We start from the raw sequence: 23,472 nt of genomic DNA, 5'->3' as shown, positions 1-23,472 counted from the left end.
TTAGTATTTACTTGTCCGCTACAAAATCACCAACTTTCATTTTTGTGGATAGTAATGAATATTTAGGGACGTATTCGGCTAACATGGTTCTAAAACAGTCAAAGAAAAAAGGTGTTATAGATTGAAAGAGTTGCAGTTCGATTATACGTTACCGCGATATGTTTTCAGTAAAGTAGCAGGGAGGTTCATGCCATCACAATTCTGGAATACAAAGCTTTCCTGTCTACGTTATACGGATGGGCCAGAACCAGAGCTTCCGAATGATCAGTGGGTCAAGGTAAAAGTTAAATTTGGAGGGATTTGTGGCAGTGACCTTAATCTCATCTATCTGCATGACAGTCCAGCGATTTCGTCTTACGCTTCATTCCCTTTTACGATTGGTCATGAAATCGTAGGGGAAATTAAGGAAGTCGGTGCTGATGTTTTGGAATTGGATATTGGTGAGCGGGTAGTGATAGATCCGATTCTTTCATGTGAGCCAAGAGGGTTTTCAGAACCGTGCCCTGCTTGCCGTAAAGGATTTTTCAGTTTATGTATACACAAAACAGAAGGGAATGTAGCACCAGGTTTATTGATAGGTTCCTGCCGTGACACTGGTGGTGGGTGGAGTTCCTATGTGGTTGCACATAAAAGTCAGCTCTTCAAGCTTCCTGATGAAGTGGAAGATTTAAATGGTGTAATGGTGGAACCTTTCAGTTGTGCCTTACATAGTGTCTTGCAAAACCCGCCAAGTAAGGATGATACCATTCTCGTTATTGGAGGAGGGGTTATCGGGATTTGTGTCATTGCAGCTATCCGATCACTCGGTATAGATTGCAAAATTGTCGCTTTAGTTAAACATGATGTCCAAGCCGAGTATGCTTCTCAATATGGTGCAGATGAGATTATCTTTTTGAGGAATTCCATTTACACGCAGGATTTGGCGAAGTCTCTGAGCGGGAAGGTTTTAAAACCAATATTCGGACCGGAAGTTATTCAGGGTGGGGCTGATATTGTCTATGAGTGCGTAGGAAGAAAGCAAAGTATCAATGATGGAATTCGTTTTGCAAAAAGTGGAGGCAAAGTCGTCCTCGTAGGGCTTGCTGGAATTATTGACGGTATTGATTGGTCGATGGTATGGCTCAATGAGTTGGATATTAAAGGAAGCTTTGCTTATAGTACGGAGGATTATCAAGGGGAAAGGGTGAGGACCTTTGATATTGCAATCCAATTAATGCGTCAGGGAAAAGTTGATCTCTCTTCTTTAATTACACACCAATTCTCTCTTGAAAATTATAGAGACGCTCTACTCACAGTATCAAATAAGGGCAGTCGGGCAGCGATGAAAGTAGTATTCGAGCCGTAAAATTTATCTATCAAATGAGGAGGAATAAAGATGGATCCGTTGAACCAGTTTACAGTAACAGGTGAACCAAAAAGTCCTTTTATTACATGGTTTATCGATGGATTAAAGAAGAAGTTTTCCCAGGAAGGATATGCGTATTCTAAGGAAGCGGTAGATAATATAAGGGTAGTATTTAATATCCTTGATGAAGAAAAACCACGTCCGTTTCGCAGGAAAGCACAAGCTACTTTTGTGGTTTCAATCATAGAAAAAAATAGCGTACCAGATAATACATTCGAATCAGCGTATCCCTATTTAATCAGATCTTTATCAAACCATTTAATGTACATTCTTCATCATCCGGATAAAACGGAAATTTATTTTGTAACACCTGAACAAGGTTTTTATAAAATAATTTATGAACCTGATGCTGAGGAGTCCTTTTTCCAGAATGTCTATGAAAGACTTGAACCGATTGCGTCTTCCCAATTAGTTATTAATAATAATTTCCATGATAATCTTCAAAAAAATTTATGGAATGGAAATCAAAAAACCAAAAAAATGTATACATCAGGAAAAAGACTGGATGCGATGAATTTATTGCCTGCACCTTTTCCAATAGATAATTATTTAACTTCCCGTGACATGCGGCAATTGAAAAAACTATATGGGATTGGTGGGTTGAGTTACGGTAATCTCAGTCATAGGGAAGATGAGAATAATTTCTGGATGAGTGCAAGTGGTGTGAACAAAGCGAATTTACAGGTAGTTGGTAAGGATCTGTTATATATAACCGGGTTCAATTCAGAGAATAATGCAATGGAGATTAGTATTCCTTCCAACATTTCACCGCGAAGAGCCTCTGTTGATGCGATTGAACATTGGATGATTTATAGGGAGCATGAGAATGTTGGAGCGATTGTTCATATTCACGCATGGATGGATGGCATAAAAGCAACAGAAATTAATTATCCTTGTGGAACAATTCAATTGGCCGAAACAGTTGCTGAATTAATACGAAAGTCAGAAGATCCATCTAGAGCGATCATTGGACTTAAAAATCATGGTCTTACAATTACAGGCCGAGATTTGGATGATATATTCGAACGAATTGAGGGACGAGTTATTTCGCAGGTGCCAATGTCGAGTTAATTAGGATGAATATTTTTAAAACCCCCTGTCTTATTTTTGGACATGGGGGTTTTTAATTGTTTCAACGAAAGGCATGGGGACAACTAAGTTTCCTATCTGCCTTCGTTTTTTAATAGGATCTCCTTAGGTCTATCATCTATTTTTCTCTGTTGTCCGGTCTCATCAAAGCCATCTTTTCACCTAATGCAATATAACCTTTGTAGAAAATGAAAGATAACCTGAGAAATAGTGAGCATTTGATAAATGTTCGCGTTTACTTGCGGTTTTGGAATTATCCATTTTTGTGATATGATTCGATTTGTTAATAACGGAACTTAACTTTTGTGAGAGTCGAAAGTTACTATATACAAAAATAAATTAGAAAAGGGTGCTAGCTAAATTGAAGGTTGAACAATTAAAACAAGAATGGTTTGGCAATGTTCGAGGGGATGTGATGGCTGGTCTCGTTGTCGCACTGGCTCTTATACCAGAAGCTATTGCCTTCTCGATTATTGCTGGCGTGGACCCGATGGTCGGTCTTTATGCTTCATTCTGTATAGCGGTAGTCATTGCTTTTGTCGGTGGACGACCTGGGATGATTTCTGCTGCAACAGGTGCCATGGCATTGGTAATGGTAAATTTAATAGCGGAGCATGGGCTGCAGTATTTATTGGCTGCAACGATTCTGACAGGAATTATACAAATATTGTTTGGTGTTTTTAAATTGGCCAAGGCTATGAAATTCGTCCCTCGTTCAGTCATGGTTGGATTTGTAAATGCGCTTGCTATCATGATTTTTACAGCACAAATTCCGCATTTTGCAGGCGAATCATGGATTATGTATGCTCTAGTAGGATTGACGTTGGCAATTATCTATTTATTACCAAGAGTCACGAAAGCTATTCCATCCACACTTGTTGCGATCGTCGTAGTTACAGCAATCGTCATATACGGAAATATCAATATTGGAACAGTAGGAGATATGGGAACCATTTCTCAAGCGTTGCCTGTGTTCTTACTACCTGACATTCCATTAACATTTGAAACGTTTATGATTATTCTTCCATATTCTTTGTCCTTGGCAATTGTTGGTCTAATAGAATCGTTATTAACAGCCAATATTGTCGATGATATGACAGATACAGAGAGTAATAAAAATAAAGAAAGCCGCGGTCAGGGAATCGCTAACATTGTATCAGGATTCTTTGGTGGTATGGCTGGTTGTGCGATGATCGGACAATCTGTCATTAATGTAAAATCCGGTGGAAGAGGCCGTTTATCAGCACTTGTGGCCGGAGTATTTTTAATGTTCCTGATCGTTGTTCTGGGTGGTTTGGTTGTTCAGATTCCGCTTGCCGCATTGGCAGGGGTGATGATTATGGTCTCAATCAGCACATTTGACTGGTCATCGGTTAAGAACTTAAATAAACTCCCAAGAACAGATGCAATTGTGATGGTAACTACGGTAATTATCGTACTTGCTACCCACAATTTGGCGATTGGTGTCTTTGCAGGTGTATTATTAAGTGCCATTTTCTTTGCAGCTAAAATATCCAAAGTAAATGTTACAGAAGAATTTGATTTACGTAAACAGAAAAAGGTATATCATGTTCATGGCCAGTTGTTCTTTGCATCGGTCAGCGATTTCCCAGGAAAATTTAACTTCGAGGATTCTGTAAAGGAAGTGGACATTGATTTAACAAATGCCCATCTCTGGGATGATTCTGCTATTGGATCCTTGGATAAAATTGTAATGAAATTTGCTCAGAACAATATCAAAGTGAATTATATTGGATTAAATGAAGAAAGTAAACAACTGAAAAATCGAATGGACGGTCTTTCGAATGCTTCAGGGCATTGATCCGATTTTCGTTCGCAACGAAACAAAATACTGTAAAAAGAGCTTTTCCTGAGGGAAAGCTCTTTTTTTTGAGCAGTGAAATCAACTTGGTAATTGCATAGATAACTGAAATCTGCTAAAGCTAAGGAAAAAATATAGGGAACGAAGAAAGACGGGAAGGAGATTTGGTTTGGAATTACATTTTATTTGGAAAGCTGTCGTGATTATATTTGGCGGCTTACTTATACTGCGTTTGGCTGGAAGAAAATCAATATCACAGCTTACCGTGGCTCAGACTGTATTGATGATTGCAGTTGGTTCCCTGATTATTCAGCCTGTGAGTGATAGAAACATCTGGATAACGATGGTAATTACATTGTTACTTGTACTTACACTAATTATAATTGAGTATCTTGTACTTAAGTCAGACATTCTTGAAAGCTTGTTGTATGGAAAGTCGATCATCGTAATTGAAAATGGAACGATTCAGGAAAAAAATTTAAGGAGAATGCGTTTGACGGTCGATATGCTTGAACTCAGGCTGAGGCAGCAAGGGGTTCAATCTATCGGTGATATACAGTGGGCTACAATTGAATCAAACGGACAGTTAGGATATATGCTGAAGCCTCAGAAACAATATGCAACAAAAGAGGATATTGAACAGCTGAAATTTATAATACAAGGGAAATATTCCACTCCAACAATTCAAACGCCAATTAACCAATCAACCACAGGCAATCATTTATTTACCGAGGTTAAAAATAAACAACATGCAGAAAAACCACCGGAACATTTGGAATGAGGGAATGAACAAAATGAATGAAGAAAGTAAATATAGGAATCTTTTTTTAATTCTATCCAAATGGGTTTTCTTAGGGGCAATTATTGGCGTCATAATAGGTTCGACAACAGCATTTCTGTTAAATACGAATGATTTTCTGGGAAATACGAGAGAAGATAATTCCTGGTTAATATTTTTTCTTCCTCTTGGAGGTCTCGTTATCGGGTACATCTATATGAATTTCGGCATTAAGTCTGGAAATGATGCTGCTCAGGGAAATAATCTAGTTATCGATGGAGTTCATGGGAAGGCTCGGGTACTGCGGAGAATGGGACCAATGGTTTATCTTGGTACATTTATCACAATCCTTTTTGGAGGTTCAACTGGAAGAGAAGGTGCAGCCATCCAAATGGGCGGAAGTGTTGCGGAGACCCTAAATCAGTTTTTTAAAATTAAGCTGATTGATCGAAGAATTATTCTGATGAGCGGAATAAGTGCTGGATTTGGGGCCGCATTTGGCACACCTATCGCTGGGGCAATTATTGGCATGGAAATAGTAGCTTTGGGAAAATTAAAATTTGAAGCAGCGGTAGCTTGTCTTGTATCTAGTTTTATTGGCCATTATATAACAAGCGCAGCATGGGGTGTTGAACATGAAGAATTCATCATTAAAACGGTTCCTGAATTATCTGTCATTTCGTTCACGAAGGTTATCCTAGTATCTGCAGTTTTCGGTCTTGTCAGCCTTTTATATTGCCAGTTGAGGCACGGGATACAACGAATTTCAGAAAAATATACCAACAAAAATCATATGGTAAGGGCTTTTGCAGGAGGAATTATAATTGTAGCGATGACTGTCTTAATCGGTTCTGTAGAATATAATGGTCGCGGACTAGACATGCTGGAACAATCCTTTACGGAAGAAGTTCCTCCTTTAGCGTTTCTTGCCAAGCTGGTTTTTACAGCAGTTACAATGGGAACTGGTTTTGTGGGAGGAGAGGCCATCCCTTTATTTTTTATGGGTTCCACTTTAGGTAATGCATTAACCGATATCATGAATTTACCGATGTCTTTTCTTGCTGCTCTTGGAATGATTGCTGTGTTTTCTGGTGGTACCAATACACCGATAGCAGCATTTCTTCTTTCCATCGAAATGTTTGATGGAAAAGGAATCGAATATTTTTTTGTAGCATGTCTCATTAGTTATATTTTCTCAGGTCAGCATGGAGTGTGGCCATCTCAAACCGTTTATGGTCCGAAGAGTAGATTATATGGAATTAATAACGGGGAAACGATCGAAATAAATGAACGAACGAAGAAGAATGGGAGATGATTTTGATTGCTTCGTTTATAACCCTCGGTGTTGATATATAGTGGGAAATTCTATTTAAGTTAAATCAAGTTTACTGATAATGGAAAATAGTTTCACAGAGCTGGTTAGAAGATTGCTGCAATTATTACCTATACAATAGCTCACCCTCTTTTAGCGCTCCAAAATCAAAATAAGCGCTCGCCAACCGTCTCTGAGCAATCCATATTCAAAATAAACGCTCCAAACCTGTAATCAAATACATTTTTCAAAAATAACACCCCTCAAACACGAATAGTTCAATTCAACTGTTAAACGTTCGACCATTAGGTGATATACATCATTTCATTATTTTTATAGAGTGTCTGGAAATAACGGGTATATTTACATAAGTATTCCGTTATTTTATAATAGCCTTATGGATTTTCCGGAAGGGGAACGTTTTTGTGGAGATGAGTAATTATGAAATCATTCCTGTTATGGTGGATGTTTCATCAAATTTAAAGTCGATTAATTTCTATATAATCAAAATGGAGAATTCTGTCGTCCTAGTTGATGCTGGGTTGGACAATGATGATTGTTGGACAGCACTCCAACATACATTAAGTGAAAATGGTTTTACGGTTCAAGATATAACAGAAATCGTCTTGACCCACAACCATGGTGATCATATTGGGTTAGTAAATCGTATCACTGCAATGCATCCTATACCCGTCTATGCACATGAGGCTGCAGTTCCACGTTTGAAAAGAGACCGTGACTTCTTTAGGATGAGGGTTGAATTTTTTGCTGAAATTTATGAGCAAATGGGTTGTGGAGAAGCAGGCCACAAGCAAGTGGAATATTTAAAGCAAGCAATGTTAAAAGGAAGTAACAGTGCCATACATACAGACATTTCTCCAATCGGCAGAAATCATCTTGGCTTCCAGGTTATTCATGTGCCTGGGCATGCTGAGGACCAAATTGCTTTGTATCATGAAGCAGACCGGATTCTTATAGCGGGTGACTTACTGATTCAACATATTTCAAGCAATGCGTTAATCGAACCTGATATTACAGGGAAGCGTATACCAACTTTAATACAGCACAAGCATTCACTGGAAAAAGTCCGTGATTTACCGCTTGATCTTGTTTATCCGGGACATGGCAAATTAATTGATGAGCCTAAATCATTAGTTGCTCATAGGTTAGCCAGTATGGAAAGGAAGGCAGAAAGGTTTAAGAATCTTATTCGGGACGGTATGACAACGGGAAGTGAGATTGCCCGGAATTATTATAAAAAACTATACACTACACAATTCTCACTCGTTATGTCTGAAGTGATCGGCCATCTGGATTATTTGGAGCAATCACAACAAATAAGAAAAGAAAAACGTAACGGAATCTGGCATTATATGATTGTTGAAAGTAGTAAACACTAAAAAAGCAGCATATACCAAAATTGCGGTATATGCTGCTTTTTAACTATTTATTTCTTTTCAGTTGTTTCCTTGTCTTCATAAAATAGCACGATGTTTGGATCAACTTGACCAATGCCTAAATATCTTGCCTTATAATCATTCAATAAAACAAAAAATTGCTTACTTAAAATCAAAATGACGACGATATTGATGAAAGTGGGGATGGCAGAAGAAATATCTGCAAAATACCATACCGTTTGGCCAGGTAAACCATAGCTTACAGCATAGACGACCATAAGTGTTCCCGGAATCGGATATAACCAGATAAATGATTTCAAAAGCGTATTTTTGACTTTTGGTTTTCTGTTTTTGAATAAGTGACGCAGTAGTATTTCATAGTATAAAAACCAGCCGCTTAGTGTCGTTAAACCGAATAGTAAAATGGATAAAGCAATGATGATTCTTCCTGTTTCACCGATCCCAACTTCAAATGCAGTGAGTGTTAAGTCGGCTCCTGATAAGCCCGAAGACCATACCCCAGTAATGATGATGGTAAAGGCTGTAATTGAACTAACGATAATCGTATCGACAAATACTTCAAAAGCTCCCCAGAGCCCTTGTTTAACCGGATGATCTACTTTAGCTGTTGAATGTACCATCGGGGAAGTACCCCATCCTGCTTCATTACTGTATACAGATCTTGCCATCCCCATACGGATAACCATGGCAACAGCTGCTCCCGCGAAACCACCAACTGCAGCTGTACCGCCAAATGCTCCTGTGAAAATGAGAGAGAAGACGTCGCCGAGTTGACTGAAGTTACTTAGAATAATATAAAGACCAGCCACGATATAAAAAAGTACCATAAACGGAACAATTTTGGCAGCTATTTTTCCAATCCGTTTAATTCCACCAAAGACAACTAAATAAATTAATATGGAAAATAAGATGGACGCAGGAATCATACCGATATTAAACGTTGAACTCATCGCTTCAGAAATAGTATAGTTTTGCATCGTAATAAAGAATGTGGAAAAGATTCCAAATCCAAAAATGACAGCAGGAATCATCCAATATTTAAAATTACGTTCTCCCCCGAGCCCTTTTTCCATGTAATAGGTTGGTCCACCATATGGATCTCCATTTTCATCCGTATTACGATAATAGACGGAAAGGGTAACTTCTACTGCTTTAATTATCATCCCAATTAATGCACAAAGCCACATCCATAAAATTGCCCCGGGTCCACCAACGGCAATTGCTGTGGCAACTCCGCCAATATTAGCTACCCCAACAGATCCTCCAATTGCAGTACTCACCGCTTCAAAAGAGGATAGGATTCCTTTTCCGTTATTATCTTTCTTTTTCTTCCGGAATAGGCTTAGCAATGTTTCTTTTAATATATGCGGTAAATGGACAAATTGGAAAAATCCGCTTCCAATCGTAAAATATAATCCTACAAATACAATTGTCAAGATAAGGGGGAGGCCCCATAAAAATGCTGATAATTCTTCTAGTATTGTTTCCATAGATTTCTCTCCTAGTATGATGCGTAGTTAGTTATTCTGGTATTTAATACTTCCGCCAATGATTGTCATGTCTATCGCTGTAGTCAATAATTCGTCAGCGTCGTCCATTTCAAATGGATTTTTGGAATAGACGGTCATATCTGCTAATTTCCCTCTTGCAATTGTCCCTTTAATTGTTTCTTCATTTGTTGGATACGCACCCATTTCAGTAAATAACTTGAAAGCATCGTACATCGATAACTTCTGTTCAGGATAGACGCCGTTATGGGACTCACCAGGTGTTTTTCTTGTTACGGCCGCATGGATTCCCAGTAATGGATCCACAGGTTCCACTGGGGAATCAGATCCACCGGCACAAAGAACTCCGGCCTGCTGCAATGACTTCCATGCATAGGAAAGCTTCATTCGTTCTTTACCCAGTCTTTCTTCGACCCATGGATAATCACTGGCCAAAAATCGCGGCTGGATATCTGCGATTCTGCCAGGTTGGGCGAGACGCTTGATTAAATCTTCGCGAAGCACCTGGACATGAATCAGCCGGTCTCGATATGAAACAGTAGGGAATTGATCCAATATATCTAGTACATTTTCCAATGCTTTGTCGCCAATGGTATGAACTGCTATTGGCATGGATAAATCACGTGATCGTTTAACGATATCGTAAATCGTAGCTTGATCAAACATTGCTTCCCCATAGTTTTTCGGATCATCACTGTAAGGTTCTGACAACAAAGCAGTTCTTCTTCCAAATGCACCATCTGCAAAAAGTTTTACCGCACCAATTTGCAATGTTTCATTTCCATATCCTGCATACATTCCCATATCTCTTAAGTCATCGAGAAAATCATGGTTGATTAATAGATTTGTTCGTAGACCGAGCTGTTCCTCATTCAGTAATTCATCATAGATTTGGTAAGTTTGACGTAATCCACCTAAATAAAGAGGATCGTTAGAGTGTACGCTCGTTAAGCCCTTTTCCATTGTAAAGTTGATTGTTTGTCGCATGCCGTTTTTCAGCGTTTCATAGGACTTTGCCGGGATATGCTGTTTAATGAGTTCTGAAGCAGATTCCAAAATAAGTCCTGTTGGTTTTTTGGACATTTCATCAAGTACGATTCTTCCGCCTTCTGGAACAGTCATCGATGGATGGTAGTTACTTCTTTCCAAAGCCTTACTGTTTACAATGGCAGCATGCTGACAAATTCTTGATAATAATAAAGGATTGTGGGGTGCGACATGGTCGAGTTCACTGATTGTTGGGATTTTTCCGTCTGTAAACAGGTTTTCATCCCATCCGCCACCAAGCAACCATTCTCCGGGTTGAAGCGTTGCTGCATGTGTCTGTATACGTTGCAGTACTGCCTGTTTCGTTGTAATCCCAGTTACATCCAAGTCGGTGAAATTTTGTGCCAACATGGATAGATGGAGGTGACTATCAACCAGTCCAGGTGTAACCGTTTTTCCTTCCAGATTAATTACTCGATGATCTGAAGTTGCCCAGTGGAGCAACATCGCCTTGGATGACCCCATATCAATAAAACGGCCATTTTCCACTACTACAGATTCAACGATAGGTTTTATTGGATTAAATGTATAAAATTTACCATTCGTAAAGATTTTTCTCATTGGTTAACTATCTCCTCGTTGATAAAGTTTCAGAAAACAATTCGAATAGTTAAGGGTAATGGACTGGTAATTGACATGATGGGAAGTACTGTCTATGGAATATAGTAGATTTAGGAGAAAACAAGCTGAATGAAGGTTTTTTGAGGTATCTATTTAAGCATACAAAAAAACAATGATAGAAAATAACCTATCATTGTTTTCTTACAATATACGTTATCCTCCATTTCGATCAGTAGTTCTCCATGCATTGTTCCATTGCATGACAGTACATTTCCTATTCGAAAACATACCAGCGATAATAAGCTGGACCCTTACTATGCTTCGGCAAATAATCCTTTCAACAATCATCACAGATGTCATACTCCGATTGAATACTCATATTAATTGCGCCTCTACCTCACCGATCTGATAAGGTCTGTTTATTTAATTTACGGTAATCGTATCAAAACATTGAAGATTATACAAGGGGAAATTTTAAATACCCTGAAATTTCGACAAAATTCGGAGAGTGACAGTGAATCGTACCCAGTTACATTTCCATTTATTACCTGAAATATTAGGAGTTTATTACAAGTTTACGAATAGTATTTACATACTTATTCCATATATTTAACCTAAAATAGTACATGGCTTAAAATTCGATTATGGAGTAGTTAATATGAAAAAATCCGTTCTATTAATCACAATAACACTTGCTTTTAATATGATGTTTGGTACACACGCCCTTGCAGAATCCCCTTCACAAGCTCCTCTTACGCACAGTGAGTCAGCTTTTTTAATGGAAGCAAATACAGGGCAGGTTCTCTTTGACAAAAATGCGAATGTACCGATGTATCCGGCGAGTGTAACGAAAATCGCTACAGCCATTTTTGCAATCGAAACTGGGAATCTGGAAGATATTGTAACCATTAGCAATGAGGCAAGTGCGAAAAATGTCGTAGGAACTACTGTTTTCTTGGACGAAGGTGAGAAAGTAACGTTAAGAAAGCTCATTCAGGGATTGCTGATCAATTCTGGCAATGATGCAGGGGTTGCGATTGCCGAGCATTTGAGTGGAAGTATGGAACAGTTCTCAGAAGAAATAAATACCTATTTAGAAGATGTAATCGGTACGGAGAAGACAAACTTTGAAAATCCTCATGGGCTCTTTGACGAAGATCATGTAACAACAGCTGAAGATTTAGCGAAGATAACACAGCATGCAATGAGAAACGATACATTTATGGAAATTTTTGGTGCAAAAGAATTGAAATGGAATGGAAAAACGTGGGACACTATTATTCATTCCCACCATAAAATAGTGAAAGGGGAAATTCCTTACGATGAAGTCACTGGAGGAAAGAATGGATTCGTATCGAAGTCCGGTTTCACGCTTGTAACAACTGCGGAAAAAAATGATTTAAGTTTAATTGCTGTTACTTTAAAAAGCAGTTTTGATAGCGAGGCATATGAAGACACTATAAATCTACTAGACTATGGATTTGAAAATTTCACTATTTCCAGTATTGACGAAGGAACTATTTTTACTGTTGAAGGTCAGGAATACACCGCGCCTGAAAAATTATCTTTTGCACATTCACTAGATGATGAGCTTGATCAAAAAGTGGAGGAAGATGGGATCGTAACTATTTCAAATGAAAATGACACAATTACGTCTTTTCAGCTGGAAAAACTTGATAATGGCAATCCCGCTGAGGGTATGGACAAACCCTCTCTGAATTCACATGAGACATCGATATTGGATGATATTTTTCCTGTTCTGCCTTCGATTACCATCGGGTTTGTATTAGGTGTTCTGTTCATGATAATGATACGTATGATCAAAAGTTATAAAAGGAAATTCGTGAAGAACGATAAGTATTTTTACTAATTAAGAAAACTTAAATTCGGTAACCTATGATCACCTTCCTGATACACATCGGGAAGGTTTTTTTGCATGTAACTTGCAGTAGATACCACCTTAAAAGTCTGACACAGTGTAGTAAGTTGACATTGTTTGAATATTTATTATATACTATATTCAACAATGTTGAATCAAAAGAAACATAATTGAATACACTAATATAAACGTTAAAATCCACGTATAGTGCATCTGAAAGATACAAGAATCAAGAAAGAATAGTCGTGTGTAAGCGCACTTATTACTGATCACTGCTGGCTGCAGGTTTTTCCAAAACGAACGGAGGGTTTAATATGACGCGATTGCCGAGTTTTGTTCAAATTAAAGAAGTTGGACCTCGTGACGGACTGCAGAATGAAAAGAAATGGATTTCAACCGCAGATAAGGTTTCCTGGATCAATATGATTTCTGAGTCAGGAGTGAAAGAGATAGAATATAGTTCTTTTGTTAACCCGAAAATGATCCCAGCCCTATCGGATGCCAGGGAAGTTGGAAAACAAATCAACCGTAATCCCGATGTACTTTATTCAGCACTTGTACCGAATATGAAAGGACTTGAATATGCACTTGAGGCTGGAATTGATGGTGCATCCGTCTTTATGTCGGCCAGTGAAATGCATAACCTGAAAAATATCAATAAAACAATTGAAGAAACCTTTCCAATACTAGATAAAGTAATCCAAGAAGCAAAAAGCGCTGGGAAAAGGGTAACAGGTTATATTTCCACTGTATTTGATTGTCCTTACGAAGGTAAAATCTCTCCCGAACAGGTTTTTAGAGTATGTGAAAAACTGCTTGATTCAGGTGTCGATGATCTTTCCTTGGGAGATACGATCGGAACAGCGGTTCCTACACAGGTAGAGCAACTGCTTGAACTGCTGCTGAAGCACTATCCAAAGGAAAAGCTGATTCTTCATTTTCATGATACGAGAGGAATGGCAATTGCAAATATCATGACATCCATGCAATATGGAATCAATCGTTTCGACAGCACAATCGGTGGCCTCGGAGGCTGTCCGTACGCTCCGGGTGCAGCAGGGAATGTGGCAACAAATGACGTGCTGTATCTCTTGCATGGACTTGGAATTGACACAGGCATTGAAGAGAAAAAAATACAAAATGCCGGAATTTATATCCAAAGCAAGCTTGGCAAAACCCTGCCGAGCAGGTCACTGGCTTATTTTGCAAATGCACAGTAAGCAATTAGAAACCGTCAAATCAGTATTTTAAATTGCTGGTAGGGCGGTTTCTTCGTGTATTTCGTATAAACGGACATATTGACTTTTTTCAAAAAATCGGGAGAAGCAAAAATTGTAGTTGGGGATAATTATTATCGAGACCGAGTGAAGTTTCACTTTATTACATATGCAGTATTGGTTAAAAGAGCAGATAATTTTAATGGACGGGAGCTATGTTGGAAAGTCGATATGCAGTTAATTTTGTAACAGGACATGATTATTGGATTATAACCTTTTCTTGACTCCTACCATCGCCTAATCTATGATTAAAAAACATACAGATGATTTCAGATGGAAGGACTGAGTTCCAATCGATCTTCAACATATTGGAAAAAAGATAAAATTAATTCGTTTAAGAAATAAAAAAACGCAGCAGCAGGTTGCTGATGAATGTGGAATTTCTAAAAGTTTACTATCAAAAATCGAGAATGGACAAACGGCATCAGCGATTGCTACGCTATCAAAAATAAGCGAAGCATTGGGAGTGCAATTGTCCTGGGTTCTGGATGATAAAACGGAAGAAGACCTTGTACTTCAAAGAAAATCAAGCCGGCAGTCCAAAGTAGGGGACGAGAGTATGGGTTATTCTTATGAACTACTGGCAAACAGGTCTAAGTTCAGCGGTATTGAACCTACAATTGTACATGTTACCCCTAGAAAGATGAATCAGCGTCTGAATCAAACATACACCCATTCCCAGGATGAATTTATTTACATACTCGAAGGAAAAATTAATTTGCTTTATGACGGTGAAAAGCATCTTTTGGAAAAAGGAGACAGTGCTTATTTTCAAGGATCAAAACCTCACTTGTTTGTCCCAGTTGATGACGAAGAAGCACAAGTACTGACCTGTTTTATTGATCGAATCTAAAAAAAAGAGAAGGTAGACCCAGCATACATACTGAATGTATGCTATTTTTTTGAAAGAAAACAGAAAATGACAGTCCCTTTCTAAAACTGATTTGTTAAGGATCCTCCAATTTTGAATAAAACAGGGATTAAGCCTAACAACATAACTCCTACTAGAAGTGTCGATAAGATGACCCCATTTAATTCGACATCTCCGTTTTGAAAAAATTTAACAAGGATAAGGCTATTAATAGGAATATTTAGTAAAACACCTGTTAAAAGTCCTGGTGCATATCTTTTTAATACGATTGTTGCAATGAAGTGTGGAAAAATGGCATTGATAATCATGGAACCTAGGAAACCAATCAGAACATATTTAGCGATAGTCGAGTCTGGAAAAAATAAATAAAAGAAAGCTGAAAGATAGGCTAAAGACGTAATGAAAATGGCAGCGAAATAAAATTCATTTTTCCTCACCGGCTTATGGAATTTTGAAATCGAATTTGACCACTCAGGCAACCATAATGCCTCTTCTAAATTATGGAGTGTTATTGCAAATAAAAATAAAATAACCAATCCTTCCAAGTTAAACCCCTCCTTTAAAGCTATTCAAACTAACTTTATCATGGAAAACAGAAGAATGAATTAAAAAGATTTGATTATTTGAGAATTGTGAAATGCATTTCAAGGCATTACCTGTAGATGTTGATGATATAGAAACGATTTATATGCATCCCAAGAGTCAGATTGCTGCGCGCTTGCATAAGAAAAATTATTATCTCAGAAACAGATTGATTCTCGAGGTGTTTTTAATTCAACATAAATCGACAAAAACCGGGGAGTGACAGGCACCTGTTCACTCTTTTGTCATATGTTTTTTGTTTTGTGTTGAAGGTCACAGGCATGTTGTGATTTGCATCACTGGGAGAAAACGGATTCAGGAATAAGATATAAGTAAGAAATAACATGAAAGGGTGATTCTCAAATGGAAACAACAAAGAAAATAGCTCAAGAGGAAAATATAGATACGCATGATGTTGGTTCATTAAAAGGAGCGTTATTTTCCTCAATCGTATTTGTTGGAGGCGGGATTGTCAGCTTTATTTTATTGTTATTCATTACGTATATGGTAAGAATTTAGGGAGGTAATGATATGAAAATGCATCGCTTTGAGGAGATTTGGTTAGTTATTGGTGTTGGAGTCCTTATTCTGTCCATGGTCGTAACAGGGTATCAGACATTCGCAATGGAAATGGGACCACCTAGTAATATGGAAACGATCGATCCTCAGAAAGTAGATGAAACAGCGCCATTTGATGAGCCGGGTGTTTATAAAACAGGTGAAAATGAATATGAAGTAGTGATGACACTACAAATTTTCAGTTTTACTCCTAATAATATTGAAGTACCTGTTGGTTCTAAAGTTACATTTACAATGACTTCGAAAGACGTTATTCATGGTTTTCAAATTGCTGGAACAAATGCAAACGCAATGGTAGTACCAGGTCATATTCAAAAGATCACAGAGACGTTTAATGAACCAGGTGAATATTTAGTTTTATGTAATGAGTATTGTGGTGCCGGCCATCAGGCAATGGCAACAACAATTACCGTTAAATAAGGAAGGAGGCAATAAAATGGAAGCTTTAAAAAATACTATTTTAGAAAAAACGAATAAATCCTTAGGAGTCAATGCAGAAGATGCACGTCTAACATTAACCTATCTTTCACTCGCATTTATCGTATTATTTATTGGCGGAGCTTTAGGACTGCTGCAAGGACTTAATCGTGCCGGGCTTTTAGAATTACCTGTTTGGCTTAATTATTATCAAATTTTAACAGCTCATGGTGTATTATTGGTCCTTGTATTTACAACATTATTTATGATCGGTTATTTCTATGCATCACTTTCCCATACGCTTGGAGGTCTTCTTCCTAAAGTGAGAAAAATGGGGTGGGTTGCTTTTGGACTTCTCGTTACAGGTGTTGTCTTCGTCGTTACAACTATTATTATGGGTGAAGCATCCGTCATGTACACCTTCTACCCACCAATGCAAGCATCACCGTGGTTTTATATCGGATTGGTATTTTTGGTGGCAGGATTATGGGTTTCCGGAATTGGAGTGTTCATTAACGCTGCAAGCTGGAAGAAAAGAAATCGTGGTAAGCATTTACCATTATTGTCATACTTTGCGGTAGGGGCTTTCGTTCTTACATTATTGGGAAGTCTTGGTGTGACAGCAGAAGTGCTTATGTTAATCCCTTGGGCCTTCGGATGGACAGAAACAATAAATGTCATGCTGAGCAGAACATTGTTTTGGAGCTTTGGTCATACAATCGTAAACGTTTGGTATCTCGTAGCAGTTTCAGCATGGTATGTAACTGTTCCAAAGATAATCGGTGGCAGATTATTCAGTGATACATTAGCACGTCTAGTAGTTATTTTATCCGTCGTGTTGAACGTTCCGGGTGGATTTCATCATCAAATCATCGATCCAGGATTCACTCAAGGATTGAAATTCATGCACGTATTTATGAGTTTATCTATCGCATTACCATCCCTTATGACAGCATTCTTCATGTTTGCAGTGTTTGAACGTGCTGGAAGAAAAAAAGGTGCAAAAGGTTTGTTAGGCTGGTTTAAAAAATTACCTTGGAATGACGTAAGATTTCTTGCACCAATGATTGCAATGATCGCCTTTATTCCAGCTGGCGCAGGTGGGATTGCGCAAACAAATAACCAATTGAATCAAGTTGTCCATAATTCATTATGGGTTGTAGGTCACTTTCATTTAACATTAGGTACAACAGTTGTATTAACCTTCTTTGGAGTCATGTATTGGTTAATACCTTATCTGACAAAACGTGAGATGACAACAAAAATAAATAGATTAGGTATCATACAAACAATCGTCTGGGCTGTAGGTATGCTGTTCATGTCTGGAGCAATGCATTGGGTTGGAGTTTTGGGCTCCCCAAGAAGAACTTCCTATACAACCTATGGAGACAATGCAACAGCACTTGGTTGGGATCCATACCTGTTCTTCCTGGCAATAGGTGGTTCGCTCTTATTCTTAGGAGTTATCCTCATGGTATATATTGTTTTCAATCTCATGTTCTTCGCACCAAAAGGGAATACAGCGTTTCCGATTGCTGAACCGGAGGATAATGCTTCGGTAACACCAAGGTGGACGGAACGCTGGGGACTTTGGGTAATCGTAGCAATAGCAGTTATCTCTATGGGTTATGTTATACCATTAGTAGATCTCATCCTAAACGCACCTCCAGGTTCACCACCATTTAAAACTTGGTAAGCGAGAAAGCGTATGGATTTAAACATCACATGAAGGAGATAGTCTCACCCATAGTGACTGACTATCTCTTTCTGCCTAAAAAGTAAACAAATCATATTTAGGACGTGATCATAATGATCAAAAAAAAGTCAAATAGGTTAGCTGTTAGTATCGTTATTCTATTTGGTTTTACTTTATTCTTCATAGGAACGGATGGATTTCAAGCCTACACAGTGGAAACAGCCAGAATCAATAAATTAATGAAAGAAAATCCCGTCTTCCCTGATGTAACGCTGGAAGATAGTAAAGAGAGGGTATATCCATTTACAGCGTTCGAAGGAAAATATGTGATGATAACCTTTATTTATACAGAATGTACAGATGTATGCTTGGAACTGGAAATGAATATGGCGCAAGTCTATAACAATATCCCAGATAAATATATTGGTGAAGATATTGTATTCCTCAGTATCAGCTTTGACCCGGAAAGAGATGATCCAGCCACATTGGAAAAATACCGTTTCTATTTTAATAGTGATGGTGAGACATGGAGGATGGCAAGAATTCAAGACCAGGTGGAACTTGATCATTTACTGGATGAATTTGGTGTTATCGTCATTCCTGACAACAATGGAAACTTCCAGCATAATTCGGCCTTTTATTTAGTAGACCCTAATGGAATTTTAGTTGAAGTCATGGACTATACAGAAATTGAAGCTGCAACAGAAAAAGTAATATCAATCTTGGAAACAGAAGAGGGGGAATAGATTATGAAACAGGCAGCCTATGGTCTCGTATTATATATCTTTCTAATGCTTCCCCCAGTCACTGCACTCGCAGAGTCTATTATGGCGATTCACATGCATATGCAGATGCCTTTGTTTGTTATAGCAGGTATGCTCATGACACCGTTTTTCCAAAAGAAGTTCCCAAACCTTTTTTCAAAGTGGAACAGTAATGGAATTCCTGGAATTATATTATTCATGATTATTGTACTATACTGGATGCTTCCGAGAACAATGGATGAAGCACTGACTATACCGGCAGTAGAAATCTTTAAGTTTGTAAGCCTACCATTTCTTGCTGGGGTACCGTTACGGGATAGTTGGAAAAAACTCGAAACCCGGGTTAAAAATATTATCTATATTAGCTTAAGCGCTATTTTTGGCTTTATGGCTTGGTTATATATAGCTTCACCAAATCAACTATGCAATAATTACCTGATTGTTGAGCAAAAAACACTAGGCTGGGGATTTGTATTCCTCGCAGCATGTATCTTTATCTACTTTATTCAAACGCTATTTATCGATGAAACGGAATACGAATAGCAAACAGATAAAAAGGTGTTTGTGATTGTTATATAGGGGTGGATCGAATGATTAACGAAGGAGGAGCTGGTTTTTTATATTACGATTACGATTTGAAAGAGCCTGAACCAAAACAAATTGTAAAACATCCTACAAACTGGGAGATAGGTGATAACAAATGAATATGCTGAACCTTTCTATCCTCGCTGCCGCTGAAAGTCCATTCGCCAACTTTGCACAGGAATACACGGTTATTTTTTATTTGGCCATCATGACATTCGCACTGTCTATCGTCCTCCGATCAACAAAGTTCTTTCTCACACAACTGGCATTGGTTCTTGTCGTTCTTATCCTAAATGAAACTGCAATTATTGTTTTACAATTCTTGTTTACTGCGATACAAGTGCTGCTAACGGCAACGATTCTCTATAAAATGAAAAAGGCTATCGATTATAATTATGCACTTATTCTTGAAAAGACACACGAGACACCTCGTAGAATAACAACGAGTGGATATAACGGAACGAGATCTACTTTTTAATCATTATGCAAGCGGGTTCATCAATGTCATTAAAAAGGACTAATCAGTCATGCTCTGGGAAATTCGTTAACTGTTATTGAGCATCCATATATTTTTAGCAATCGTACGCTTTGAGGAGATTAGTGGATGAAGTGGATAGGCACACATCATTGGATTGCTTTTTGCTATCGGGTTATGGATAGCAGGTGAATCCTTAAGTAGAAAAACCGCATGATAAGCCACTGTTATCATACGGTTTTTTCAGACGTTAAAACAATTCATCTTGTAATTCCTTTACCTTTACGATGATATTTCCATTTTTATCATTTTTGATTAAATTACTCTTTTTGAGCTGTGTTAATGTCCTGCTTACTGTTTCACGGCTAGATCCTATCATGTTTGCCAAATCTTTATTGGTGAATTGGGTAGTTAAAGAAATCTGATTGGCTGCAGTTCCTTTTCCATTTCCATGACTTTTTGCTAGACGTAATAACAGTAAAATGATTTGCTCATACGTATTATGCAAAATCTTTTCTTCCAGACGTTTCTGTAAATCGACAATTTTATCTCCGAGAACCTTGAATAATTTAACACAAATTTCAGGGTTTGTTATGAGAAAGTCTTCAAATAGATTGATAGGAATATAAATTAATATGGTATCCTCCAATACTTCAGCATGAGCTGGATAATTATCGTTACGGAAAAATCCCTGATGTGGAAACATTTCCCCTTCATTTAGAATATTGACAATCTGCTCTTTTCCATGCATATCTGTTCGATAGATTTTTACCTTCCCTTGATGGATAAAGTATACATTCGTTAAAGGGTCACCTTGCATAAAAATATGGCTGCCTTGACGAAACATTCGATTTTTCGCTAAGTTTACGATTGGTTCCATTTCATAATCTGTTAAATTTTTGAATAATGAAAAGCGCTGCAGTAGTTCTTTTATTGATCCAGGATACATTGGTTCACTCCTCTCAACTATATAACCTGTCATGTAATTCTATCATTTTTGGAAAAGCTCGTAGTGTGATGAAAATCACAGCTATCTATGCTTGCACTCACATACATACTATCATATTAGCATTATGATATAGGTGTAGCAAAAAAGATTACAGGAGGGAATTATAATGAAAAAAGGTCTATTCGTAAGCATTTTCTTAAGCATGGTCTTAATTCTTGCGGCATGTGGAGGAGAAGACAGCAGTGCTGTAGATAACACCGATGAAAACACGGATACAGAGAGCACAGAAGCAGCTTCAGAAACTGGCTCAGAAGTGGCATCAGAAGCAACTAATAATGTTTCTATTACGTTAACAAACTTTGACTTTGACCAGGATCAATATGTTGTTCAGTCTGGTGAAGAAGTTACCATAACGCTTGTGAATGAAGAAGGCAACCATGGAATTTCCATTGATGAATTAGATGTAAATATGCAGGGCGCGGGAGAGGCGACCTTTATACCGGAAGAGCCAGGAGAATATATCATCTATTGTAATATATTCTGTGGTGATGGGCATGACGAAATGACGGCAACATTGGTCGTATTGTAAAAATGATAAAATTTAATTTAATGAAATAGTCACTAACTATATTTCCTCACATCTGTATGATCAGATACCATTCATTTTATAGATGTCAACAAAATGAAAAAGGAGGTAGACATGATGAATGCTATTCAATATACAGTAAAAATACATGCACCTGAAATAGCACCGAGAATCCGTCATCCGCGAATTCTGGAAGCATTTGATAGATTGAAAACAGGTGAGTATATGCATCTTTCCAATGATCATGATCCAAAGCCATTACAATATCAATTTATGATTGAAAGAGAAGGATTATTCACCTGGGAATATCTTGAAAATGGCCCTGAACAATGGCGCGTCGCAATTGGCAAAAAATAAAAACAGAAAAAATCCTTAAATGCAGATTTAAGGATTTTTTCCCTATAACATAGTGAAACCATCACACCTTAGTGGACGATGGAAGAATAATAGACAGATACAGAGTAGGAGGGATCCGATGTTTAACCGAGATTATAACGAAAATCCGTTTATTGCAATTTGGGAACTGACCCGTGCATGTCAGCTGCAATGTTTGCATTGCAGGGCGGAGGCTCAGCATCACCGCCACCCGTTAGAGCTGACCTTTGAAGAAGGCAAGAAACTAATCGATGATATATATGATATGGATAATCCAATGCTTGTTTTTACCGGGGGAGATCCATTGGAGCGTCCGGATGTATTTGATATTGCTGAATACGCTGTTAAAAAAGGTGTTCGTGTTTCCATGACACCATCCGCTACCCCAAATGTTACAAAAGAAGCAATGAAAAAAGCAAAGGATATTGGGTTATCCAGATGGGCATTTAGTATAGACGGACATTGCAAAGAAATACATGATCATTTTCGTGGTACCGATGGATCTTTTGATCTGACGATGAATGCCATTAACTATTTGAATGAATTGGAAATGCCGCTTCAAATAAATACGGTCATATCGAAATATAATTACGAATACCTTGATGAAATGGCCGAAATGGTGGAAAACTTAAACTGTGTGTTATGGAGTGTATTTTTCCTTGTTCCAACAGGAAGAGGCAAAGAATCGGATATGATTTCCCCGGCTGAACACGAAAAGGTTTTCAGATGGCTATATAAACTGTCAAAACGGGTCACATTTGATATTAAGACTACAGCAGGCCAACATTATCGACGTGTCGTCATTCAGCAAAAAATTCGGGAGAACAAAGAAATGAGTGATAAGGAACATATCTTTTATGAAGATGCGATCAACGAAGGAAAAACAGGTCAAATCGACGGACTTGGCCGTGCTCCTAAAGGTGTTAATGATGGAAATGGTTTTGTTTTCATCTCCCACACTGGAGATGTTTATCCTAGTGGCCTCCTGCCCATTAAAGCCGGTAATGTCAGACTTACTCCGTTAAAAGAGATTTACCGGGAGTCTGAAGTATTTAAAAATTTACGTAATCCGGATAAATATAAAGGTAAATGTGGTGTGTGCGAATTCCGGAATGTATGTGGAGGGTCAAGGTCAAGAGCTTATAATGTAACGGGTGACTATATGGAAAGTGAACCATATTGCGTCTATATTCCAAAAGCAATGCGCAAGAAAAAGCAAACTGTATGATCGGATGGGAAAAGCCAAGCGCCTGCAGCTTGGTTTTTTTGGCAGATTGGAAAGTATAAACCTTTCCGATTTGCATAAGTACAACTAAGGCTGTCACCGAAAGGCTTGGTGACACCAATTCTAAACAAGTAAGTCATTCCTCCAAATGCTTTGCGTATGCCAAGTTTTCTAAGCAGATAGGAAACCAACATGGCTATCACCCGTGATTGTCACATCTATAATGAAATAGGCAACCTAGAAAGTAACTAGAATAAATCCGTATTACAATG

The 23,472-nt window shown here is 38.0% G+C and carries 22 protein-coding genes and 1 riboswitch; of the genes, 18 read left to right on the top strand and 4 right to left on the bottom strand.

All coding sequences use genetic code 11. The features are described 5' to 3' along the window. The first annotated feature begins 121 nt into the window (after positions 1-121). From MN204_RS05235 to MN204_RS05210, 6 genes are all read left to right on the top strand, one after another. Positions 122-1,345, top strand: a complete 1,224-nt coding sequence (locus MN204_RS05235; protein WP_249870019.1) for a zinc-dependent alcohol dehydrogenase — start codon at positions 122-124, stop codon at positions 1,343-1,345. Positions 1,346-1,384: 39 nt separating this feature from the next. After that, a complete protein-coding gene (locus tag MN204_RS05230; RefSeq protein WP_249870249.1) occupies positions 1,385-2,476 on the top strand; it encodes a class II aldolase/adducin family protein in 1,092 nt (363 codons plus the stop codon). Between the two features lie 379 nt (positions 2,477-2,855). After that, entirely contained in the window at positions 2,856-4,316 is a 1,461-nt protein-coding gene (locus MN204_RS05225) for a SulP family inorganic anion transporter (RefSeq protein ID WP_249870018.1), read from the top strand. 169 nt (positions 4,317-4,485) lie between these two features. Further along, the gene (locus MN204_RS05220) at positions 4,486-5,097 is read left to right on the top strand and encodes a DUF421 domain-containing protein (protein ID WP_249870017.1); all 612 of its coding nucleotides are present in this window, start codon (positions 4,486-4,488) and stop codon (positions 5,095-5,097) included. Positions 5,098-5,101: 4 nt separating this feature from the next. Beyond that, the gene (locus MN204_RS05215; RefSeq protein WP_249870016.1) at positions 5,102-6,409 is read left to right on the top strand and encodes a voltage-gated chloride channel family protein; all 1,308 of its coding nucleotides are present in this window, start codon (positions 5,102-5,104) and stop codon (positions 6,407-6,409) included. A gap of 428 nt (positions 6,410-6,837) precedes the next feature. Beyond that, entirely contained in the window at positions 6,838-7,806 is a 969-nt protein-coding gene (locus MN204_RS05210) for an MBL fold metallo-hydrolase (RefSeq protein WP_249870248.1), read from the top strand. 47 nt (positions 7,807-7,853) lie between these two features. Here MN204_RS05210 and MN204_RS05205 read toward each other — a convergent pair whose 3' ends face one another. Beyond that, positions 7,854-9,314: an alanine/glycine:cation symporter family protein gene (locus tag MN204_RS05205; RefSeq protein WP_249870015.1), complete on the bottom strand. Its 1,461-nt coding sequence runs from the start codon at positions 9,312-9,314 to the stop codon at positions 7,854-7,856. A 27-nt stretch (positions 9,315-9,341) separates the two neighbouring features. After that, positions 9,342-10,940 carry an amidohydrolase gene (locus tag MN204_RS05200; protein ID WP_249870014.1) on the bottom strand — a complete coding sequence of 533 codons (1,599 nt, stop codon included), beginning with the start codon at positions 10,938-10,940 and terminating at the stop codon, positions 9,342-9,344. 225 nt (positions 10,941-11,165) lie between these two features. Then, positions 11,166-11,343, bottom strand: a riboswitch (Lysine riboswitch). A 255-nt stretch (positions 11,344-11,598) separates the two neighbouring features. Between MN204_RS05200 and MN204_RS05195 the strand changes: the two genes are divergently transcribed. The 3 genes from MN204_RS05195 to MN204_RS21450 all read left to right on the top strand — a co-directional run bounded on the left by MN204_RS05195 (position 11,599) and on the right by MN204_RS21450 (position 14,949). Then, positions 11,599-12,810, top strand: a complete 1,212-nt coding sequence (locus MN204_RS05195; protein WP_249870013.1) for a D-alanyl-D-alanine carboxypeptidase family protein — start codon at positions 11,599-11,601, stop codon at positions 12,808-12,810. Between the two features lie 323 nt (positions 12,811-13,133). Next, the gene (locus MN204_RS05190; RefSeq protein WP_249870012.1) at positions 13,134-14,039 is read left to right on the top strand and encodes a hydroxymethylglutaryl-CoA lyase; all 906 of its coding nucleotides are present in this window, start codon (positions 13,134-13,136) and stop codon (positions 14,037-14,039) included. 349 nt (positions 14,040-14,388) lie between these two features. Beyond that, positions 14,389-14,949, top strand: a complete 561-nt coding sequence (locus MN204_RS21450; protein ID WP_368858649.1) for a helix-turn-helix domain-containing protein — start codon at positions 14,389-14,391, stop codon at positions 14,947-14,949. Between the two features lie 80 nt (positions 14,950-15,029). Here the strand turns inward: MN204_RS21450 and MN204_RS05175 are convergent, their stop codons facing one another. Then, on the bottom strand, positions 15,030-15,512 hold the full coding sequence (locus MN204_RS05175) for an HXXEE domain-containing protein (RefSeq protein ID WP_249870010.1): 483 nt from the start codon (positions 15,510-15,512) through the stop codon (positions 15,030-15,032). 400 nt (positions 15,513-15,912) lie between these two features. Here MN204_RS05175 and MN204_RS05170 point away from each other — a divergent pair, with 400 nt between their 5' ends. The 6 genes from MN204_RS05170 (at position 15,913) to MN204_RS05145 (ending at position 20,068) form a co-directional block, all read left to right on the top strand. Continuing rightward, positions 15,913-16,068: a hypothetical protein gene (locus MN204_RS05170; protein ID WP_249870009.1), complete on the top strand. Its 156-nt coding sequence runs from the start codon at positions 15,913-15,915 to the stop codon at positions 16,066-16,068. A gap of 12 nt (positions 16,069-16,080) precedes the next feature. Further along, entirely contained in the window at positions 16,081-16,548 is a 468-nt protein-coding gene (locus MN204_RS05165) for a cytochrome c oxidase subunit II (RefSeq protein WP_249870008.1), read from the top strand. 16 nt (positions 16,549-16,564) lie between these two features. After that, positions 16,565-18,241: a cbb3-type cytochrome c oxidase subunit I gene (locus MN204_RS05160; protein WP_249870007.1), complete on the top strand. Its 1,677-nt coding sequence runs from the start codon at positions 16,565-16,567 to the stop codon at positions 18,239-18,241. Positions 18,242-18,354: 113 nt separating this feature from the next. After that, positions 18,355-18,987: an SCO family protein gene (locus tag MN204_RS05155; protein WP_249870006.1), complete on the top strand. Its 633-nt coding sequence runs from the start codon at positions 18,355-18,357 to the stop codon at positions 18,985-18,987. Positions 18,988-18,990: 3 nt separating this feature from the next. Next, positions 18,991-19,548 (top strand): hypothetical protein, encoded by a 558-nt coding sequence (locus tag MN204_RS05150; protein ID WP_249870005.1) that lies wholly within the window; start codon positions 18,991-18,993, stop codon positions 19,546-19,548. 157 nt (positions 19,549-19,705) lie between these two features. Next, positions 19,706-20,068, top strand: coding sequence for a hypothetical protein (locus MN204_RS05145; protein ID WP_249870004.1), 363 nt, complete (start codon positions 19,706-19,708; stop codon positions 20,066-20,068). A gap of 247 nt (positions 20,069-20,315) precedes the next feature. Here MN204_RS05145 and MN204_RS05140 read toward each other — a convergent pair whose 3' ends face one another. Next, positions 20,316-21,014 carry a Crp/Fnr family transcriptional regulator gene (locus tag MN204_RS05140; protein ID WP_249870003.1) on the bottom strand — a complete coding sequence of 233 codons (699 nt, stop codon included), beginning with the start codon at positions 21,012-21,014 and terminating at the stop codon, positions 20,316-20,318. Between the two features lie 166 nt (positions 21,015-21,180). On the opposite strand from MN204_RS05140, the gene MN204_RS05135 reads away from it, so the two are divergent. The 3 genes from MN204_RS05135 (at position 21,181) to MN204_RS05125 (ending at position 23,203) form a co-directional block, all read left to right on the top strand. Then, positions 21,181-21,603, top strand: coding sequence for a cupredoxin domain-containing protein (locus tag MN204_RS05135; protein WP_249870002.1), 423 nt, complete (start codon positions 21,181-21,183; stop codon positions 21,601-21,603). A 114-nt stretch (positions 21,604-21,717) separates the two neighbouring features. Next, positions 21,718-21,957: a DUF2249 domain-containing protein gene (locus MN204_RS05130; protein WP_249870001.1), complete on the top strand. Its 240-nt coding sequence runs from the start codon at positions 21,718-21,720 to the stop codon at positions 21,955-21,957. A gap of 118 nt (positions 21,958-22,075) precedes the next feature. Beyond that, entirely contained in the window at positions 22,076-23,203 is a 1,128-nt protein-coding gene (locus MN204_RS05125) for a TIGR04053 family radical SAM/SPASM domain-containing protein (RefSeq protein WP_249870000.1), read from the top strand. The last annotated feature ends 269 nt before the right edge of the window (positions 23,204-23,472 follow it).

This window comes from Oceanobacillus saliphilus (assembly GCF_023522835.1).
GTDB classification, from domain to species: Bacteria; Bacillota; Bacilli; order Bacillales; family Amphibacillaceae; genus Oceanobacillus; species Oceanobacillus saliphilus.
Note: the sequence above shows the minus strand (reverse complement) of the source record. Positions and strands in the feature narration are given on the sequence as shown.